The organism is Pseudomonas sp. UBA6753 (genome assembly GCF_002453565.1).
In the GTDB taxonomy this organism is placed as follows: Bacteria; Pseudomonadota; Gammaproteobacteria; order Pseudomonadales; family Pseudomonadaceae; genus Aquipseudomonas; species Aquipseudomonas putida_Z.
This window is the reverse complement of record NZ_DKHD01000003.1, coordinates 64,277-82,213: the sequence shown is the minus strand read 5'-3', so window position 1 is coordinate 82,213 and position 17,937 is coordinate 64,277. Positions and strand designations below refer to the sequence as shown.

At 64.3% G+C, this 17,937-nt stretch carries 14 protein-coding genes; 8 read left to right on the top strand and 6 right to left on the bottom strand.

Features of this window, described 5'->3' with window-relative positions; all coding sequences use genetic code 11:
* The first annotated feature begins 59 nt into the window (after nt 1-59).
* The gene (gene ycaC / locus B2790_RS02115) at nt 60-689 is read left to right on the top strand and encodes an isochorismate family cysteine hydrolase YcaC (RefSeq protein WP_013974760.1); all 630 of its coding nucleotides are present in this window, start codon (nt 60-62) and stop codon (nt 687-689) included.
* 176 nt (nt 690-865) lie between these two features.
* Here ycaC (B2790_RS02115) and B2790_RS02110 read toward each other — a convergent pair whose 3' ends face one another.
* From B2790_RS02110 to B2790_RS02100, 3 genes are all read right to left on the bottom strand, one after another.
* Nucleotides 866-1,159 carry a hypothetical protein gene (locus tag B2790_RS02110; protein WP_015272306.1) on the bottom strand — a complete coding sequence of 98 codons (294 nt, stop codon included), beginning with the start codon at nt 1,157-1,159 and terminating at the stop codon, nt 866-868.
* A 510-nt stretch (nt 1,160-1,669) separates the two neighbouring features.
* The gene (locus B2790_RS02105) at nt 1,670-3,457 is read right to left on the bottom strand and encodes a monovalent cation:proton antiporter-2 (CPA2) family protein (RefSeq protein ID WP_286918151.1); all 1,788 of its coding nucleotides are present in this window, start codon (nt 3,455-3,457) and stop codon (nt 1,670-1,672) included.
* 237 nt (nt 3,458-3,694) lie between these two features.
* Complete coding sequence (locus tag B2790_RS02100) at nt 3,695-4,672, bottom strand: GlxA family transcriptional regulator (protein ID WP_025341082.1); 978 nt, start codon at nt 4,670-4,672, stop codon at nt 3,695-3,697.
* A 180-nt stretch (nt 4,673-4,852) separates the two neighbouring features.
* On the opposite strand from B2790_RS02100, the gene B2790_RS02095 reads away from it, so the two are divergent.
* The gene (locus B2790_RS02095; RefSeq protein ID WP_046613660.1) at nt 4,853-5,215 is read left to right on the top strand and encodes a helix-turn-helix domain-containing protein; all 363 of its coding nucleotides are present in this window, start codon (nt 4,853-4,855) and stop codon (nt 5,213-5,215) included.
* 73 nt (nt 5,216-5,288) lie between these two features.
* The gene (ycaC, locus tag B2790_RS02090; RefSeq protein ID WP_286918150.1) at nt 5,289-5,915 is read left to right on the top strand and encodes an isochorismate family cysteine hydrolase YcaC; all 627 of its coding nucleotides are present in this window, start codon (nt 5,289-5,291) and stop codon (nt 5,913-5,915) included.
* A 116-nt stretch (nt 5,916-6,031) separates the two neighbouring features.
* Here ycaC (B2790_RS02090) and B2790_RS02085 read toward each other — a convergent pair whose 3' ends face one another.
* Nucleotides 6,032-11,080: a trifunctional serine/threonine-protein kinase/ATP-binding protein/sensor histidine kinase gene (locus B2790_RS02085; protein ID WP_286918149.1), complete on the bottom strand. Its 5,049-nt coding sequence runs from the start codon at nt 11,078-11,080 to the stop codon at nt 6,032-6,034.
* Between the two features lie 239 nt (nt 11,081-11,319).
* Between B2790_RS02085 and B2790_RS02080 the strand changes: the two genes are divergently transcribed.
* A complete protein-coding gene (locus B2790_RS02080; protein ID WP_085615914.1) occupies nt 11,320-12,312 on the top strand; it encodes a response regulator in 993 nt (330 codons plus the stop codon).
* Complete coding sequence (locus tag B2790_RS02075) at nt 12,309-12,677, top strand: response regulator transcription factor (RefSeq protein ID WP_286918148.1); 369 nt, start codon at nt 12,309-12,311, stop codon at nt 12,675-12,677. The genes B2790_RS02080 and B2790_RS02075 overlap by 4 nt, the downstream gene beginning before the upstream one ends.
* A 222-nt stretch (nt 12,678-12,899) precedes the next feature.
* On the opposite strand, the gene B2790_RS02070 is transcribed toward B2790_RS02075, so the two are convergent.
* Complete coding sequence (locus tag B2790_RS02070) at nt 12,900-14,390, bottom strand: YifB family Mg chelatase-like AAA ATPase (protein ID WP_085592358.1); 1,491 nt, start codon at nt 14,388-14,390, stop codon at nt 12,900-12,902.
* Nucleotides 14,391-14,529: 139 nt separating this feature from the next.
* Nucleotides 14,530-14,796, bottom strand: coding sequence for an accessory factor UbiK family protein (locus tag B2790_RS02065; protein ID WP_025341076.1), 267 nt, complete (start codon nt 14,794-14,796; stop codon nt 14,530-14,532).
* A 520-nt stretch (nt 14,797-15,316) separates the two neighbouring features.
* Between B2790_RS02065 and glnK the strand changes: the two genes are divergently transcribed.
* The 3 genes from glnK to sutA all read left to right on the top strand — a co-directional run bounded on the left by glnK (nt 15,317) and on the right by sutA (nt 17,792).
* On the top strand, nt 15,317-15,655 hold the full coding sequence (gene glnK / locus B2790_RS02060; RefSeq protein ID WP_002555808.1) for a P-II family nitrogen regulator: 339 nt from the start codon (nt 15,317-15,319) through the stop codon (nt 15,653-15,655).
* Nucleotides 15,656-15,701: 46 nt separating this feature from the next.
* Nucleotides 15,702-17,033: an ammonium transporter gene (locus tag B2790_RS02055; RefSeq protein ID WP_025341075.1), complete on the top strand. Its 1,332-nt coding sequence runs from the start codon at nt 15,702-15,704 to the stop codon at nt 17,031-17,033.
* Nucleotides 17,034-17,462: 429 nt separating this feature from the next.
* Nucleotides 17,463-17,792, top strand: a complete 330-nt coding sequence (gene sutA / locus B2790_RS02050) for a transcriptional regulator SutA (protein ID WP_013974748.1) — start codon at nt 17,463-17,465, stop codon at nt 17,790-17,792.
* Nucleotides 17,793-17,937: the final 145 nt, after the last annotated feature.

Below are 17,937 nucleotides of genomic sequence, written 5' to 3'. Positions count from 1 at the left end.
CCATCAACGCGAAACACCCCCGAATGCTGAAAAATTCATAACCCTTAGGAGCACAGACCATGAGCAAATTCACCTACAACCGCCTGAACAAAGACGACGCCGCTGTCCTGCTGGTCGACCACCAGGCTGGCCTGCTGTCCCTGGTCCGTGACATCGAGCCGGACAAGTTCAAGAACAACGTGCTGGCCCTGGCCGACCTGGCCAAGTTCTTCAACCTGCCGACCATCCTCACCACCAGCTTCGAGCAAGGCCCCAACGGCCCGCTGGTACCAGAGCTGAAAGCCCTGTTCCCGGACGCCCCGTACATCGCCCGCCCGGGCCAGATCAACGCTTGGGACAACGAAGATTTCGTCAAGGCGGTGAAGGCCACTGGCAAGAAGCAGCTGATCATTGCCGGCGTGGTGACTGAGGTCTGTGTAGCGTTCCCGGCGCTGTCGGCCCTGGAAGAGGAGTTCGAAGTGTTCGTGGTAACCGATGCTTCCGGCACCTTCAACGAAATGACCCGCGATGCTGCCCATGACCGCATGAGCCGCGCCGGCGCGCAAATGATGACCTGGTTCGGCGTGGCCTGTGAGCTGCACCGCGACTGGCGCAACGACATCGAAGGGCTGGCGGCGCTGTGCTCCAACCACATTCCGGATTATCGCAACCTGATTACCAGCTACAACGCGCTGACTGCGGGTAAGTAACAGCCCGTTAGTTGAATGCAAAAAGGCCGGCTCTCTCTATAGGGAGCCGGCCTTTTGTGTTTGCTGTGCCTGCCTCTTCGCGGGCTTGCCCGCTCCCACAGGATCACCACAGGCTCTGACGCAGTGCAGTACCTGTGGGAGCGGGCAAGCCCGCGAAGAGGCCGGAACAGACAACATCAATTCATGGGCTGCGACTCAATCCCATCCAGCAATGCCTCAACCAATCCTTCTGCCATTTCGAGCGCATTCAGGTTGCTCCAGAACAGGCTCTTGCCGGTTTCATCCAGGTGTTCCAGGGCTTTGTAGCCACAATCGTAGGCACCGCGCAGGTACTGGGCGACATGAACCAGGGCGTCGTGGGCAGAGACGCCCGGGTTTACTGTGAACAAAGGTGGATGGCCGGCATCGCAGCGGCTGAAAGCGCGCTCTTTGGTGTCGGGAAGAGGTGGATTGGGGACAATTTTTTTCATTGCAGTGACCTCACAAGGTTGTCCTGCAACCATCCGTTTCCACACGAAGGGTGGCAGTTGTACGCGGGGTGGAAAACCGGTCGGAGGCAACCCGGTAGGCCATACGGCCTCCCGCGCACAGCTGCCATTGAAGACAGCACCTCAGACCAGACGGGTTTCCACACCCGATCGCTGAACCGACAGCGACCCGGCAAGCCTAGAGAGCAGGCTTTCCCCGGACAATCAGACGGGCGTCGACACGGTGCGTAGGATAATTCGTCAGATGGTGTAGCTGAGTAGGAAATGGCTCGCAACGAAGTAGGATGCTGCTGATATTTTTGTGCACTGGGTCCGCTGCGCGGCCCTTCGCGGGCACGCCCGCTCCCACAGGAATAGCGCAAGCCTGGCAAGCGGTGCAGTACCTGTGGGAGCGGGCGTGCCCGCGAAGGGCCGTGCAGCGGACCCAGACAATCTCAAGCCAAAAATACAAAAGAGGGCCTGAGCCCTCTTCCTGAATCGATGCGCCAACCCTCAATCCGCATCCGAATCAAACAACCGCTCCAACTCCGCCCGGGCCTCCTTGGCCGTCTGCATCACCTTGGCCCGGTCATCACGCACCTGCCCCTGGGCCACCAGCACCTCCTCGTCATGCTGGGTAAACCGCGCAATCCGGTCCGCCGCCTGCGCGTCGCTCAACCCCAACCCCACCAATGCCCGGCGGGTCATCTCCAGGCTGGAGTAGAACGTCTCGCGAATTGGCTCGGCGCCGACATCCGCCAACTTGTGCACATGCTGGCGGTTACGCGCGCGGGCCAGCACTTTCAGGTGCGGGTACAGGCGTTTCACCCGTTCAGCCGTGTGAATGGCAGCTTCCGGGTCATCGATGGTGATGATGAAGTATTCCGCCTCGCCCACCTTGGCGGCATGCAGCACCTCGGGGCGCAGTGGGTCGCCGTAGAACACGGGTACCTGTTCGAACATGCGGGTCATCTCGATGGTGTCCACCGAGGTTTCCAAGGCAATGAACGGAATCTTCTGTGCCCGCAGGATGCGCGCGACGATCTGGCCCATGCGGCCCATGCCGACGATCACCACCCGTGGCGTGTCAGCCTGGATCTGCTTGTAATGCTCCGGCACCTCACGCGCCGGTTGCGGGCGCTTGAGGGCGTGGGCGCAGCCAATCATCAGCAGCGGGGTAATGGCCATCGACAGGGTGATGGTCATCAGCAGCAGGTCGTAGGTCTGGGTGTCGAACAAGCCTTGGTCCTTGCCCAGCTTGAACACCACGAAGGCAAATTCGCCACCGGCAGCCAGCACCATGCCCAGGCGCAGGGCGCTGGCGCTGTTCAGGCCACCGGCCAGGCGCCCGACGCCGATCAGCAGTACCAGCTTCACGGCCACCAGCAGCAGGGTCAGGCCCAGCACCACCAAAGGCATTTCCAGCAGCAGGCGCAGGTTGGCGCCCATGCCGACGCTGATGAAGAACAGCCCCAGCAGCAGGCCCTTGAACGGTTCGATCTGCGATTCCAGCTCGTGGCGGTATTCCGAGTCGGCCAGCAGCAGGCCGGCGAGGAAGGCACCCAGGGCCATGGAAATGCCGGCTTCTTCCATCAGCCAGGCCGTGCCGATCACAACCAGCAGCGCGGTGGCGGTGGACACTTCCGGCAGGCCGGTGCGGGCCACGGTGCGGAACACCGGGCGCAGCAGGTAGCGGCCACCGACGATGACCACGGCGATGCTGGCGAACACCTTCAGGCCATGCTCCAGGCTGTCGCCGTGGCTGGTGTCCGGGCCACTGGCGGCCAATAGCGGAACCAATGCGATCAGTGGGATGGCGGCGATGTCCTGGAACAGCAGGATGGCGAACGCCAGGCGGCCGTGCGGGGCGTTGAGCTGCTTGCTTTCGGCCAGGCTCTGCAGGCCAAGGGCGGTGGACGACAGCGCCAGGCCCAGACCGAGCACGATGGCCGCCGGTAGCGTCTGGCTGAAGCCGAACAGGGCGATGGCGCCGATCAGCGCACCGGTCAGCACCACCTGGGCGGTACCGACGCCGAATACGGACTTGCGCATCAGCCACAGGCGCTTGGGCGACAGCTCGAGGCCGATGATGAACAGCAGCAGGACCACGCCCAGCTCGGAAATGTGCGCCACGCTTTCGGTGTCGCGGATCAGGCCCAGCGCCTGCGGGCCGATGATCACGCCGGCGAGCAGGTAACCGAGCACGGCCCCCAGGTGCAGGCGCTTGGCCAGGGGGACGGCGAGGACCGCGGCGAGCAGGAAGATCACCGCGGTTTGCAGAAGGCTGCCTTCGTGTGGCATTGGCTCTTACTCCATGAGCTGCCGGGGCAGCGTTAGATCAGTTTGGCGGACAATTCTGGGGGTTGAGATGGAGTCAGACAATCTGCCATCGGGGAGAAACATTGTCCCGGTACAGGTGACAACCTGTGGTGGCCTCTTCGCGGGCACGCCCGCTCCCACAGGTACAACACTGCCCCTGAGGCCGGTGTTATCGCTGTGGGAGCGGGCGTGCCCGCGAAGAAGGCAGCGCAGATCTGACTATTCACCGCCACCAAACTGCGCCCGATACTGCGCCGGCGTCATGCCAATCCGCTCGCAGAACACCTTGCGCAAATGCCGGTCACTGCCAAACCCGCACTGCGCAGCCACTACCTTCAACGGCAGGTCGGTGCCTTCCAGCAGTTTGCGCGCGCGGTCGATGCGTGCGTTCTGCAGGTATTGCAGCGGCGTGATGCCCACCTCGCGTTGAAAGGTGCGGGCGAAGTTGCGCCCGCTCATGGCCACCAGGTCGGCCATCTTCTGCACGGTGAAGGCTTGCTCGATATGGTCGACGATATACGCCTGCACCCGGGCAATCGGCGAATCATCCCGCGGTACAGCCGCCAGCAGTGGCCCGTAGGGTGTTTGCCCACCCTGGCGATGGCGGGCGACCAGCAGCACCTTGGCCACTTCCAGGGCCAGCGCCTTGCCGTGGTCTTCGGCCACCACCGCCAGTGCCAGGTCGATGCCAGCGGTGATGCCGCCCGAGGTAATCAGGCAGCGGTCGATCACGTAGATCTGTTCGGTCTCGACCTTCGCCTCGGGGAACGCCTGTGCCAGGCGCTCCACGTAGTTCCAGTGGGTGGTGCAGCGATAGCCGTCCAGCAGCCCGGCCCGGCCCAGCAGGAATACCCCGGTGCAGATGGCACCAAAGCGTTTGGCCTGGCGCACGGCCTGGGGCAGCCAGCGCTCGATGCCTGGCAGGGCGATGTCATAGGCCCCCGGGCCGCCTGGCACCAGCAACAGGTCGACGGCTTCCGGCAAGTCCTCCAGGCGCAGGTCGGCTACCACTTTCAACCCGCAGGAGCCGCGCACCGCTGCCTGCCCTTCGGCCAGGGTCAGCAGCCGGTACTTCCGCTCGGCAGGAAGGAAGCGGTTAGCAATGGCAAACGCGTCCATGGGCCCGGTCACGTCCAGCAACAGCACATCATTGAACAGCACCATGGCCACGGTGCGGTGGGCGGGTTTTTCCTGCATGGCTCTTTTGCCTTGAATGCCGGCCGCCACTGGCGGCCTGAAGCTGAATACGAAACGCATCTTAAGGTATCGGTAAAACAGCCAGGGCCAGCAGCGCGCAATTAACAACAATTCAGGTTTGGCTCAGGACTTTGTCATGTGCCGGGGGCGAGACTTCCTGCATTGAACAGGAGAGTCGCCATGCACCCCGGGACGCCCCAAGCACCGCTGCAAACCCCCGGCGCACTGACGCCAGCACGGTTGCGCCGGGCCAAGGAACTGATGTTGCACAGCCCGTTGTCGATCATCGAAATCGCCGGGGTATGCAACCTCACCCGCAGCCACTTCTCCCGCGCATTCAAGGTCAACACCGGCCTCTCGCCCCAGGCCTGGCGCCTGCTGGCACGCATGGAAAAGGCCAAGCGCCTGCTCGCCACCGAGGCGCCGATCACCCACGTGAGCCTGGAATGCGGCTTTTGCGACCAGGCCCATTTCACCCGTGCCTTCAGCCGCCTGGTCGGCCAGCCGCCCAAGGCCTGGCGCCAGGCGCAGGCCCATCCTTAAGCCGAACCTATCCGCCGGTATAGCCCCTTGTGGACAGTGCCGGCCCGTTTTCCCAACCCAAGGAGTCACCCCGATGAGCCAACCCGATTACAAGCGCCTGAACAAAGACGACGCCGTGGTGCTGCTGGTCGACCACCAGACCGGCCTGATTTCGCTGGTGCAGGACTTCTCGCCCAACGAGTTCAAGAACAACGTGCTGGCCCTGGGCGACCTGGCCAAGTTCTTCGGCCTGCCGACCATTCTCACCACCAACTTCGAGCAAGGCCCGAACGGCCCGCTGGTGCCCGAGCTGAAAGAGATGTTCCCGGATGCGCCGTACATTGCCCGCCCTGGCCAGATCAACGCCTGGGACAACGAAGACTTCGTCAAGGCGATCAAGGCCACTGGCCGCAAGCAGTTGATCATCGCTGGCGTGGTGACCGATGTGTGTGTGGCGTTCCCGACCCTGTCGGCGCTGGCGGAAGGTTTTGAAGTGTTCGTGGTGACCGATGCTTCCGGCACCTTCAACGAAACCGTGCAGCAGGCGGCCTGGGTGCGCATGACCCAGGCGGGTGCACAGATGATGAACTGGTTCTCGGTGGCCTGTGAGCTGCACCGCGACTGGCGCAATGACATCGAAGGGTTGGGTAACCTGCTGTCGCAGCGCATTCCCAACTACCGCAACCTGATGAACAGCTATGCGGCCCTGAGCGCCCGTTGATGTAAGCCTGTACCGGCCCTTTCGCGGGCACGCCCGCTCCCACAGGGATAGCGCACAGCTTGAGAGCTGCACGGTTCCTGTGGGAGCGGGCGTGCCCGCGAAGAGGCCGGTACAGGCTAAGAATGATTCACAGGCAGAGTGAGGCGAATCCGACACCCCCCCAACTCCGACACCAGTGCCTGCAACTGCCCACCATGGGCCTGCACCACCGAGTTGCAGATCGCCAAGCCCATCCCCATGCCGCCGATCTTGGTGGTATGAAACGCATCGAACACCCGCTCGCGCTCATCCGCTGCAATCCCCGGCCCGTTGTCGTCCACGCAGATTTCCACCCCATCCCCGACCACCGCCGACGCAATCCGCAGCACCCCATCGCTGCGATACCCCGCCAACGCCTCCAGGCCATTGGTAATCAGGTTGAACACCAACTGCTGCAATTGCACCGGGTCAGCCATCACGCTCACCCCCGCCTGCAAGCGCATCTGTACGTCTACCGCGCCCTTGGCGGCATCGGCCGAGGTCAGGCGCACCACTTCGCGGATCAGTTCGTCCAGCTTCACTACCTTGAGCTGCATCGGCGACTGTTTGGCCAGCGAGCGCAGTGCACGCACGATGTTGGCGGCCCGTTCGCTGTCGTTGCGGATGTCTTCCAGGCCGGCAATGGCCTCTTCCAGGTCGGGCTTGGCGCGCTTCAGCCAGCGCAGGCTGGCAGCGGCGTTGGAGGCGATGCCCAGCAACGGCTGGCTGATCTCGTGGGCGATGGACGCGGACAGCTCGTTCATCACCTGCAGGTGCGCCGTGCGCGCCAACTCCGCGCGGGAGCGGCGCAACTCGGCCTCCATCTGGGCGCGGGTCTGGTTGTCTTCGGCCAGGCGTGTGTAGAACTTGGCGGTTTGCAGCGACACCGCTGCCTGCGAGGCGAGGATTTCCAGCATGGCCAGGCGCTGACTGCCGAACAGGTTCGGTACCAGGCGGTTTTCCAGGTACACCAGGCCGATAAGCACGCCCTGGATCACCAGCGGCAGGCACAGCACCGAACGGGCCTTGCGCGCCTGCAACTGCTGGCGGAAGGCCTCGGGGCAATCGCTCTGGGCATCGTTGAGCACCAGGGGCTTCTTGGTGCGCATGGTGGCGTTGATGATCGACAGCGGCGCCTGGGTCATGAACTTCTGGCAGTCGTCCATGCTCACGTGCAGGCCGGCGTCGTCGATGTAGGCGAGGGCCGCCATCTGGAATTCGGCACCGCTGACGATCAGTAGCGCACCGTGGTCGGCGCCGGAATGCTGGGTCAGCTGGCCCATCAGGGTTTCGATCAGGCCCTCGAGCAGCACTTCCTCGGACAGCGCCCGTGCTGCCTCGATGCCGGCTTCCAGGTCGAGCTTGGCCTGGTGGGGGGCGCGGTGGCTTTCTTGGATCGGCTGGGTGCGCAGGAACGGGTGCAAAGCCTCCAGCTGGTGCACCTTGCCGGTCGCGCCCCAGATATGGAAACAGTCGCGGGCGATGCGCAGGTGCAGGTTGGCGCCGGAGATCAGGCCGCTGGGGATGCATACCTCGGCCAGCTGTTCGTGGGCCAGCGCCTGCTCGTGGATGAAACCGGCGGCGGTGGCGGCGATCTGTGCCTGGTCGAAGCAGCGGATGGCGGCCAGGCCGTCGCCTTCGAGCTTGGCGATCACGCCTTCGATCAGCAACAGCTTGTTGCGGAAGGTGGCCGGGTTGAAGCCGGCCCAGCGGCTGAAGCGCTCCCGCAGGGCCTGCAGCTCGCGCAGCTTGTCGGCAAGGCTGCCAAAGGCCTCGGGGCTGCCCAGGGCCAGGCCGCGGAACAGGTGATAGTCGGCCAGGTTGATGTGCGCCGGTACCGCCCAGGTGTTGTCGCCGGCCAGTGCCAGGTTGCGCATGGCCTGCGGGATGTTGCCCAGGTAGAAGTCGCACATGCCGGCCATCAGGTACTGGAAGAACCGCGTGGTGGGCGATTTCGAGGCTGTGGCCGAGGCCGGGCAGGGCGTGCCGCTCAATTTGCCGACGAACGCTTGCTGGGCCTGCAGGATCTGCTCGATGTCGCGGTAACCGTAGCGACGCACGGTGGCCAGGCCTTGCGCCAGTTCCTCCACCACGTCCGGCAGGTAACGGCCCATGAACAGCGAATCGGAAACCAGGTGGTTGCAGGCATAGCAGCTCATTGCCAGGTCACCGCTCACGCGCCCTGAATCGACCGCATCCAGCGCGGTGCGGCGGGCGAACTCCATGGGCGAGGTCCAGGCGCTGACCTGGTCCAGGGCCAGCAGCGCGCTGGTCAAGTCAGCGTCGAAACCGTGCCGTTCTATAAGCTTGAGCGCAGCCAGGCAGCAAGCATGGCCATCATGGTAGGCGCCGAAGCGCTCGGCAATCATCACTCCGTACCAGGCCATGCCGTAGGTGCTGCCCGGGGCGACGCCGTGCAGCAGCGACAGCTCCATGAGCTTGGCCAGGTGCAGGAAGCAGATGTCGTCCTTTACGAAAAACGATGACGACAGGGTGGCCAGCAGGCTGATGGCAACCGTCACTTCCTCCGAATCGGTGCGCTGCAGCGACTCCAGGCAGTGGCGGCCTTTCTGTTCGACCAAGGCCTGTACATGGGCATGACTGGCCTCGACCTGTTGCCAGTCGACACCCCGCACCGTGCTTATACCTATCAAGTCCAGGCCGGATATGGCGCTGTCGATGGCCGCCTGATAGTCGCCGCGCAAGGTGTACAGCAGCGCCTGCAGGCGGCACACCCGCGCCTGGTCCAACGCCGAGCGAGCGCGCTGGCGGCATTCAGTGATGCGGGTCTCGGCCGCGATCATTCGCGACAGTTGCATGTCGCACTCGGTCGCCATGCAGGCGATGGCAAAGCCATGCGTGGCGCGGCTTTCCAGCGTTGCGCCCTGGTGCAGCAACTGCTCGGCTGTGTGCAGGTAGCCAGCTGTCTGTTCGAAAGCGCCGCCGTCGCGTGCGCGTGCTGCGGCTTCGCGTAAAAGCTGCAGGAACGCTTCGCAGTCATCTGCTGCAAACCCGCATGGGTTGGCGCGTTGCAGCTGGTTGGCAAGCTCGAACAGTGCCTCGTGCAGGCGCCCCGGCCAGGCCTGGTGCATGGCCAGGGCGATATGTGCATGCAGCTGGGCACGCTCGCGCGCGGGCGTGAGAGCGTACGCGGCTTCCATCACCCGCTCGTGAGCGAAGCCCAGGCCGTTCTGGCCCGATTGCAGGAAACCCGCGCCAATCAAGGCTTTCAACGGTTCGCCGGGCACTTGAGAGAGCACCTGCTGAAGCAGGCGTTCATCGCAGCGGCTGCCCGCCGCGCTGGCCACTCGCAGCAGGTCGCGCTGCGGCTCTGGCAGGCGCGCCAGGCGGTGGATCATCAGGTCGGCGACATTGTCGGAATAGCGGTGGCGGGCCACGGCCTTCAGGCACCATGACCAGCGCATGGCCTGGGTGTCGAAGGTGAACAGCTGGTCCTCGACCAGGGCCCGGAGAATCTGATTGATGAAGAACGGGTTGCCCGCCGTCTTGTCGTGCACCAGTTCGGCCACCTGCAATGCGTCCTCGGGGCCGACGTGGTAGCGCTCGCCGATCAGCTCGGTCACCGCGCCCACCGCGAGGGGCCGCAGGTTCAGCGTGGTGCTGCGCACCGCTGCGGGCAGGGCAAGGGGTGTACTGCTGGCTGGCGCATCATTGCGCCGGGCGAAGATCAGCAACAGGTTGCCGGGCGCGTGAGCCAGCAGTTGCGCCAGCAGTTGCTGGCTGGCGTCGTCTACCCACTGCAGGTCATCGAAGAACAGCACCAGCGGCTGGCCGGGGCGGCTGAGCACCTGCAGGAATTCGACGATCGCCCGCAGCTCCTTCTGCAGCGCCAGGCGCGTGGGCTTGGCCGGCAATTCGGGCAGGGGGCCGAGGACCAGTTGCAGGTCTGGCGCCAGCTTGCCAAGCAGCCGGCCGTGGCCTTTGATGCGGCGCAGGATCTCGCGGCGCAGGGTATCGAGGTCCTGGCTGTTCTTGGCCAGCAACTGGGTGGTCAGCGCGCCGAGAATTTCGACCCAGGGCGCGTAGGGCACGGCCTGGGCAACGCCGTTGCACTTGCCGGTGGCCCAGTAACCCTGGGCGTTGGCCTTGAGTGCTGCCTCGACCAGGCTCGACTTGCCCATGCCGGTAGCCCCATTGATGAACAGGGCCTGTGGCTTGCTGTCACGGCGCAGGGCCTTGAGCAGCAGGGCGATGGCCTTCTGCTCGGCGCAGCGGCCATACAGGCGTGCGCGGTCGGGCGTGACCGGGTCGGCACAGCCTGGTTCGAAGGCCTCCATGGACTTGCTGGCGGCCCACTGCCGCTGGCAATGGGCCAGGTCCACCGCCAGGGCGCGGGCACTCTGGTAGCGGGCGTCCGGCTCTTTGGCCAAGGCCTTGGCCAGGATCCGGCTGAGCGGTTGCGGCACATTGCCGTCCACTTCGCAGGCCGCTCGTGGCTGCACGCCGGCATGCAGCTGGCGCCAGTGCTGGGTGTCGCGTCCGGCTAGCGGCAATTCGCCCAGCAGTAGCTGGTAGAGGATCGCGCCAAGGGCATAGATGTCGGTGCGTCGGTCGCAGCTGCTGCCGTGCGGGCAGACCTGTTCCGGCGCCAGGTACGCCCAGTTGCCGAGCGCGGTGCCCTGTTCGCTGATCAACTCCGCCGGGTCGGCGCGAAAGCAGCCCAGCCGCACTCGCTGGTTGGAGTGCAGGCACACATGTTCGGGCTGCAGCGCGCCGTGCAGCACATTGCGTTCGTGGGCCTGGGCCAAGGCAGTGGCCGCGTTTACCGCAATCTCGAGAAACGGCGTCAGGGCTGCTGGGCCTTCTGCGATAAGGTCGGCGATGGAGCGGCCGGCCGGATACACCAGTAGCGGGCCTTCGGCCGAACGCACGAACGCCGAGGGGATCACCGCCCACTGCGGGTCGAGTTGCAGGCGGTAGTCACGTTCCAGGCGCTGGCAGGCGGCGGGGGCCTCGCGCGGGGCGCGCACGGCGATCCAGGCCTGGTGGGTGGCAGGGTCGCGCAGGCGGAAGTAGCTGAGCTCACCTTCCTGGCCCAGCGCGCTGATGTCGCACCGGTTCAGCCAGCCCTCGTCGACGGTCTGGTCGTAATCGATGGGCCTGTGGGCAAGGCGTTCATCGAGCATAAGGCACCCCTGCTAGCGACATCCTGACGCGCGAGTATACGCAGCGAGCCCAGCACGGATGCGGCCTGCAGCCTGCTTGGCAGGAACGGGCACGCTGTTGTCCGTTATCGTCCCCTGGGGGCTGGCGGGCTTTTGTATAGTCCCCAGGCCAACCTATCCCTCGGGATAATTGTCTGAAGGCGTACGCTGGCCTAGGCTGCCCGGGGCTGGGAAAACGCCCATGCCCGCGCGAGGAAGCCATGATCCGAATAGGTAATGCCCAGGTGTCGCTGGAGCGGCGCGAAGCCTTTGTTGATGGCAAGCCGATCCTGTTGGGCGGGCGTGCCTTCGAGGTGCTGGCGACGCTGATCAAGGCCAAGGGCCGGGTGGTCGGCAAGGACGAGCTGTTCAGCCAGGTGTGGGCCGGCACGGTGGTGGAGGACAACAACCTGCAGGTGCAGGTGTCCTTGCTGCGCAAGGCCTTTGGCGACCGTGGCCTGATCCAGACCGTGCCGCGCCGGGGCTACCGCCTGGCCGCCGAGATCAGCCTCGAGGTGCCTGGCGAGGCGTTGGGCAAATCGCCGCTGTGCGCCGTGGCTGACACTGTCGAGTTGTTCGATGAGCACTTGAACGTGCCGGTGCTGGTGGTGGATGACGACCCGTCGGTGCGTACGGCGTTAGGCCGCCTGCTGCGCTCGCAGGACATTCCGCATCATTTGTTCGCCAGTGCCGAGGCGTTGTTCGAGGCCCGCCTGGAAACCCCCTATGCCTGCCTGTTGCTGGACATGCACTTGCCCGATACCAGCGGCCTGGAGGTACAAGACGCGCTGCGCCGGCTGGCGCTGCCCTGGCCGATCGTGTTCATGACCGGCTTCGGCACCATCCCGATGACCGTCCAGGCCATGCGTGCCGGGGCCGTGGAGTTTTTGACCAAACCGTTCGACGAAGACCAGCTGCTGACACTGCTGCAGGCGGTGCGCACGCGTGCCGTGGCTGAAGGACGCAGGTGGCACCATGCGCGGCAGGTCGAGGAAAAGTACCAGCGCCTGACCCAGCGCGAGCGCCAGGTGTTCTCGCTGGTGGTCGGTGGCCTGTCGCACAAGCAGATCGCCAAGCAGATCGGCACCAGCGAGGTGACGACCAAGGTGCACAAGAAGAACATCATGAACAAGATGCAGTCCCGCTCGCTGCTGGAGCTGGTGGCCATGCACAACGTCATCGGGGCGCAGCCTGAGGGCCTGGGCGGCGCATGAGCAGAGCGGTGTGCATCGTCGACGACGATGCGTCGGTGCGCAAAAGCCTGGCCAACCTGCTGCGTTCGGCAGGTTTCGAGACCTTGTCTTTTGCTGCAGGGGACCTGTTCCTGGCCTCGGCATTGGCGCGGCAATCGGGGTGTGTGCTGCTCGACCTGAGGATGCCTGGAATGAGCGGGCTGGCGGTGCAGCGCGAACTGGCCCGGCTGGAGTGGCGTTTGCCGGTGATCTGCATGTCGGCGCATTGGGATGAAGGGGCGGTGCGGGCGGCGATGGCGCTTGGGGCGCTGGTCTGCCTGGGCAAGCCATTTTCTGAAGAGGTGCTGCTGAAGGTGGTTGAGGATGCTTTGGTGGGCAGCCAGTGAGGTATTCCTGTCCCGGCCCCTTCGCGGGCTCGCCCGCTCCCACAGGGACTGCACAGGCTTTGGGCCGACGTATTCGGTGTGGGAGAAACTGTCTTGTACTGCCTGTACTGGCCTCATCGCTGGCAAGCCAGGCTCCTACAGGGACTGCGCATGGCTTGAGGCCGATGCGGTCGGGGTGGGAGCTGGCTTGCCGGCGATGGGCTGCAAGGCAGCCCCGGCAATCTAACTGCTCCCCGGCCGGTACTGCAGGGCCTCGGCCAGATGCGCCCGGCCAATTGCCTGGCTACCTTCCAGATCCGCCAGCGTCCGCGCCACCTTCAGCAACCGGTGTGCCGCGCGCAATGACAGGGTCAGCCGTTCACATGCCCCCTCCAACCAGGCCTGGTCCGCCGCTGCCAACCCACAATGGCGGCGCAACCCCTCAAGGTCGAGAAACGCATTCGCACACCCTTGCCGCCGCTGTTGCAGTTCACGTGCCTCGGCTACCTTGGCCGCCACATCGGCACTGGTCTCGCCGCAGGGCTGGTTGTTCAGCGTGGTGCTCTCCCGGGCCACGGTCAGGTGCAGGTCGATACGGTCCAGCAATGGCCCGGACAGCTTGTTGCGATACCGCGCGATCTGCTCGGTACTGCAGCGGCAGCGGCCAGTGGGGTCGCCCAGGTAGCCGCAAGGGCAGGGGTTCATTGCCGCCACCAGTTGGAAACGTGCCGGGAAGCGCACCTTGTCGCGGGCCCGGGCAATCACGATCTCGCCCGACTCCAGCGGCTCGCGCAACACCTCCAGCACGCGCCGCTCGAATTCCGGCAATTCATCCAGAAACAGCACGCCATGGTGGGCCAGGGTGATTTCGCCCGGTTGCGGCCGGCTGCTGCCGCCGACCAGCGCCGGGCCGGAGGCGGAGTGGTGTGGATGGCGAAAAGGCCGCTGCGGCCAGCTGCTCAGTGGCGTATGGCCGCTGACCGACTGTATTGCCGCCACTTCCAGTGCCTCGTGCTCGTCCAGCGGTGGCAGCAGCCCCGGCAGGCGGCTGGCGAGCAAGGTCTTGCCGGTACCGGGAGGCCCGGTGAACAACAGGTTGTGCGCCCCGGCCGCCGCTAGCAGCAGTGCACGCTTGGCAGCCAGTTGGCCCTGCACCTCGCTCAGGTCCGGGTACGGGCGTTGCTGCAGGATCAGGCCGTTGGCCGCATACGGCGGCAACGGCACCTGGCCGTTCAGGTGGGCGACCAGCTCCAGCAGGTGCCCCACCGCATACACCACCAACCCGCCTGCCAGGCTGGCTTCCTCGGCGTTTTCCCGTGGCACCACCAGCGCCCGGCCTGCTTCGCGTGCCGCCAGTGCCGCGGGCAGCACGCCCTGCACCGGGCGCAACTTGCCAGATAGCGCCAGTTCGCCCAGGCATTCGACCTCGGCAAGGGTGGCCGTTGGTACCTGGCCATCGGCGGCGAGGATACCCAGGGCAATGGCCAGGTCATAGCGCCCGCCATCCTTGGGCAGGTCGGCGGGGGCGAGGTTCTGGGTGATGCGCCGCTGCGGATAGTTCAAACCGGAGTTGACGATGGCGCTGCGTACCCGGTCCTTGCTCTCTTTGACCGTGGTTTCCGGCAGACCGACCAGAGTGAGATGGGGCAAGCCGTTGGCCAGGTGGGTTTCGACGCTGACCGCCGGTGCCTGCACGCCCACCTGGGCGCGGCTGTGGACGAGGGCTAGGGACATGGACGCTCCGTTGTCGCTGAAAAGGGCCGCTTCCTGCGGCTTTGCAAGCATAGCCAGCGCGGCCCGGGCCGGAGCTACAAGTGTGCGTCGTGGTTTTTCAGGCTAGGACGTTACCCTGTATTTTCATGCCCTTGCGCATTCATTCATCCTGCGGGGCTGGATTCAGTCGTGCTTCCAGCTCGGCTACCTGTTTTTCCAGGGCTTCGAGGCGTGCGCGGGTGCGCGCCAGGACGACCATCTGGCTGTCGAATTCTTCGCGGCTGACCAGGTCCAGCTTGCTGAAGGCACCTTGCATCAGCACTTTGAACTGGCTTTCCAGTTCGGCGCGGGGCTGGGCGGTATCGCTGCTGAACAGGCGCGAGGCCTGGTCGCTCAGGGCATCGAGAAGGGCTTTGGGCGCGAGCATGGGGCTGTCCACTGATACTGGGAAATGGCCGGCAGTGTAGCACGGGCGAACCTGGCCCTTGATTGCACATTGGTCCCTTGTGGGAGCGGCCTTGTGTCGCGAAAGGGCTGCGCAGCAGCCCCGGGATATCGGTTGCGCAGCATGCATTGCCGGGGCCGCTGTGCGGCCCTTTCGCGACACAAGGCCGCTCCCACAAAAATCATTCGCCCTCGCCACGCAGTTGCACATTTTTCGAGCAATGCGCCAGGTCTGGATGCACCGAAATTGTGCATGTTGCGCATGCTGGCGACTGGCCAAGCCCGACTGATTCACATAACTCGCTGTTTTCCCGAGCTTTGACGGAACTGGCAAGGTTTCTGCAAAGACCACTGCGAGCCATGCACTGATGCAGTTCCTTGTGACCAGGCAGTGCGCACGCGGAGCCGGATGCCGACGACGCGTTACAAAGCCAAGCGCTGCGCTTAGACTTGAGACGGGTTTGTTTTCCTGGGGCAAGTCCACCAAATCGGGAGAGAGTTTCATGAAGCTAGTCACAGCCATCATCAAGCCGTTCAAGCTGGACGACGTGCGCGAGTCGCTGTCGGAAATCGGCGTGCAGGGCATCACCGTCACCGAAGTCAAAGGCTTCGGTCGGCAGAAGGGCCATACCGAGCTGTATCGCGGTGCTGAATACGTGGTCGATTTCCTGCCCAAGGTGAAGATCGATGTCGCCATCGATGACAAGGACCTTGATCGGGTAATCGAAGCCATCACCAAGGCAGCCAACACCGGCAAGATCGGTGACGGCAAGATTTTCGTGGTGAATCTGGAGCAGGCGATCCGTATCCGTACCGGCGAAACCGATACCGACGCGATCTAAGCAGCAACAAAGCCTCACCAAACCCAACGCCCCAGGAGAAAACAACATGACTCTGCGTAAGATCGCAGGGCTAGGAGCCCTATTGTCCCTCGTAATGCCCGGGCTTGCCCTGGCCGAGGAAGCTGCCCCAGCGCTGAACTCCGGCGACACCGCCTGGATGCTGACCGCAACGGCGCTGGTGCTGTTCATGACCATTCCGGGCCTGGCCCTGTTCTATGGCGGCATGGTGCGTTCCAAGAACGTGCTGTCGGTGATGATGCAGTGCTTTGCAATCACTGGCCTGATGAGCATTCTCTGGGTCGTCTACGGCTACAGCATGGCCTTCGATACCACTGGTATGGAAAAGGGCGTGCTCAACTTCAATTCCTTCGTCGGCGGCTTCTCCAAGGCGTTCCTCAGCGGCGTCACGCCCTCGAACCTGACCTCGGCTGCCGCGCTGTTCCCTGAAGCGGTATTCATCACCTTCCAGATGACCTTCGCCATCATTACCCCGGCGCTGATCGTCGGTGCCTTCGCCGAGCGCATGAAGTTCTCCGCGATGCTGGTGTTCATGGGCATCTGGTTCACCCTCGTCTACGCGCCGATCGCGCACATGGTCTGGAGCGGTGACGGTGCACTGATGTGGGACTGGGGCGTGCTGGACTTTGCCGGCGGCACCGTGGTGCACATCAACGCCGGTATCGCGGGCCTGGTCTGCTGCCTGGTGCTGGGCAAGCGCAAGGGCTACCCGACCACCCCGATGGCCCCGCACAACCTGGGCTACACCCTGATGGGCGCGGCCATGCTGTGGATCGGCTGGTTCGGCTTCAACGCAGGCTCTGCCGCTGCCGCCAACGGCACCGCCGGCATGGCCATGCTGGTGACCCAGATCGCCACCGCCGCCGCGGCCCTGGGCTGGATGTTCGCCGAGTGGATCGGCCACGGTAAGCCAAGCGCCCTGGGCATCGCTTCGGGCGTGGTCGCCGGCCTGGTCGCCATCACCCCGGCTGCCGGTACCGTAGGCCCGATGGGTGCCCTGGTGATCGGCCTGGTCTCGGGTGTGGTCTGCTACTTCTGCGCCACCAGCCTCAAGCGCAAGCTGGGCTATGACGACTCGCTGGACGCCTTCGGCGTGCACGGCATCGGCGGTATCATCGGCGCCATCCTCACCGGCGTGTTCGCGGCCCCGGCGCTGGGCGGCTTCGGTGCCGTCACCGACATCGGCATGCAGGTCTGGATCCAGGCCAAGGGCGTGATCTTCACCGTGGTCTACACCGCCATCGTCACCTACGTGATCCTCAAGGTGCTGGATGTGGTGATGGGCCTGCGGGTCAGCGAAGAAGAAGAGTCGGTCGGCCTCGACCTGGCTCAGCACAACGAGCGCGGCTACAACCTGTAACTGCGACGCGGTAAAAACTTGCCCGGCTTGCCGGGCATTTTTTTGCCAGATTTTTAGCATTTCCCGCACGGCAAACGGTTTATCCGACACGTTCGCGACGTAGGCGGAAATCTTACAAAACGCAGAGCATTCATGGTGCTTTGCTTTTTCTGCTGGCGCGCTAGAATGCGCGCCGAAGGGTGTTTGACGAGTAGTCCACACGCTTCGCCAGCCTTTGCTAGGCTTGCCAATAGCGTGTGGCCAGCAGGGGCTAAAGGATTTGTCAGGTCCTGCCAGGAGCAGGGCCTGCTGGGTGCCGCCTCCCATCAGGAGCGCCGACCCTAGGGCAGTGGCCTAACCCACGGCCAGTTGAATTTTCACTGGTGGCTGCCGGTCTACGGCTGCACTGGTCTATAACTAACCTGCTTTTCGCAAGTCATGAGGTAGAACATGAGCGACGACGATCTGGAAAATGATGACCTCGAAGTAGGCGACGAAGACGAGGGCGATGAAGGCCTCGAAGCGGCAGCTGATGACGGCGCCGAAGACGCTGGCGATGACGACAGCAGCCCGGCACCCGCTGCCAAGGGCAAATCCAAGGCCGCGGTCTCGGTAGACGAGATGCCGAGCATGGAAGCCAAGCAGAAGGAGCGTGACGCCCTGGCCAAGGCCATGGAAGAGTTCCTCGCTCGCGGCGGCAAGGTTCAGGAAGTCGAGGCCAACGTGGTCGCCGACCCGCCCAAGAAGCCGGACAACAAGTACGGCAGCCGCCCTATCTGAGTGGCTGATCGAAAAAAGCCCGCCGTCGCTGCGGGCTTTTTTGTGCCTGTCTGTTTTGTGTTGCCTGTACCGGCCTCTTCGCGGGCTCGCCCGCTCCCACTGGGATCGCGCAGAAGCTGAGAGGGCAGTAAACCTGTGGGAGCGG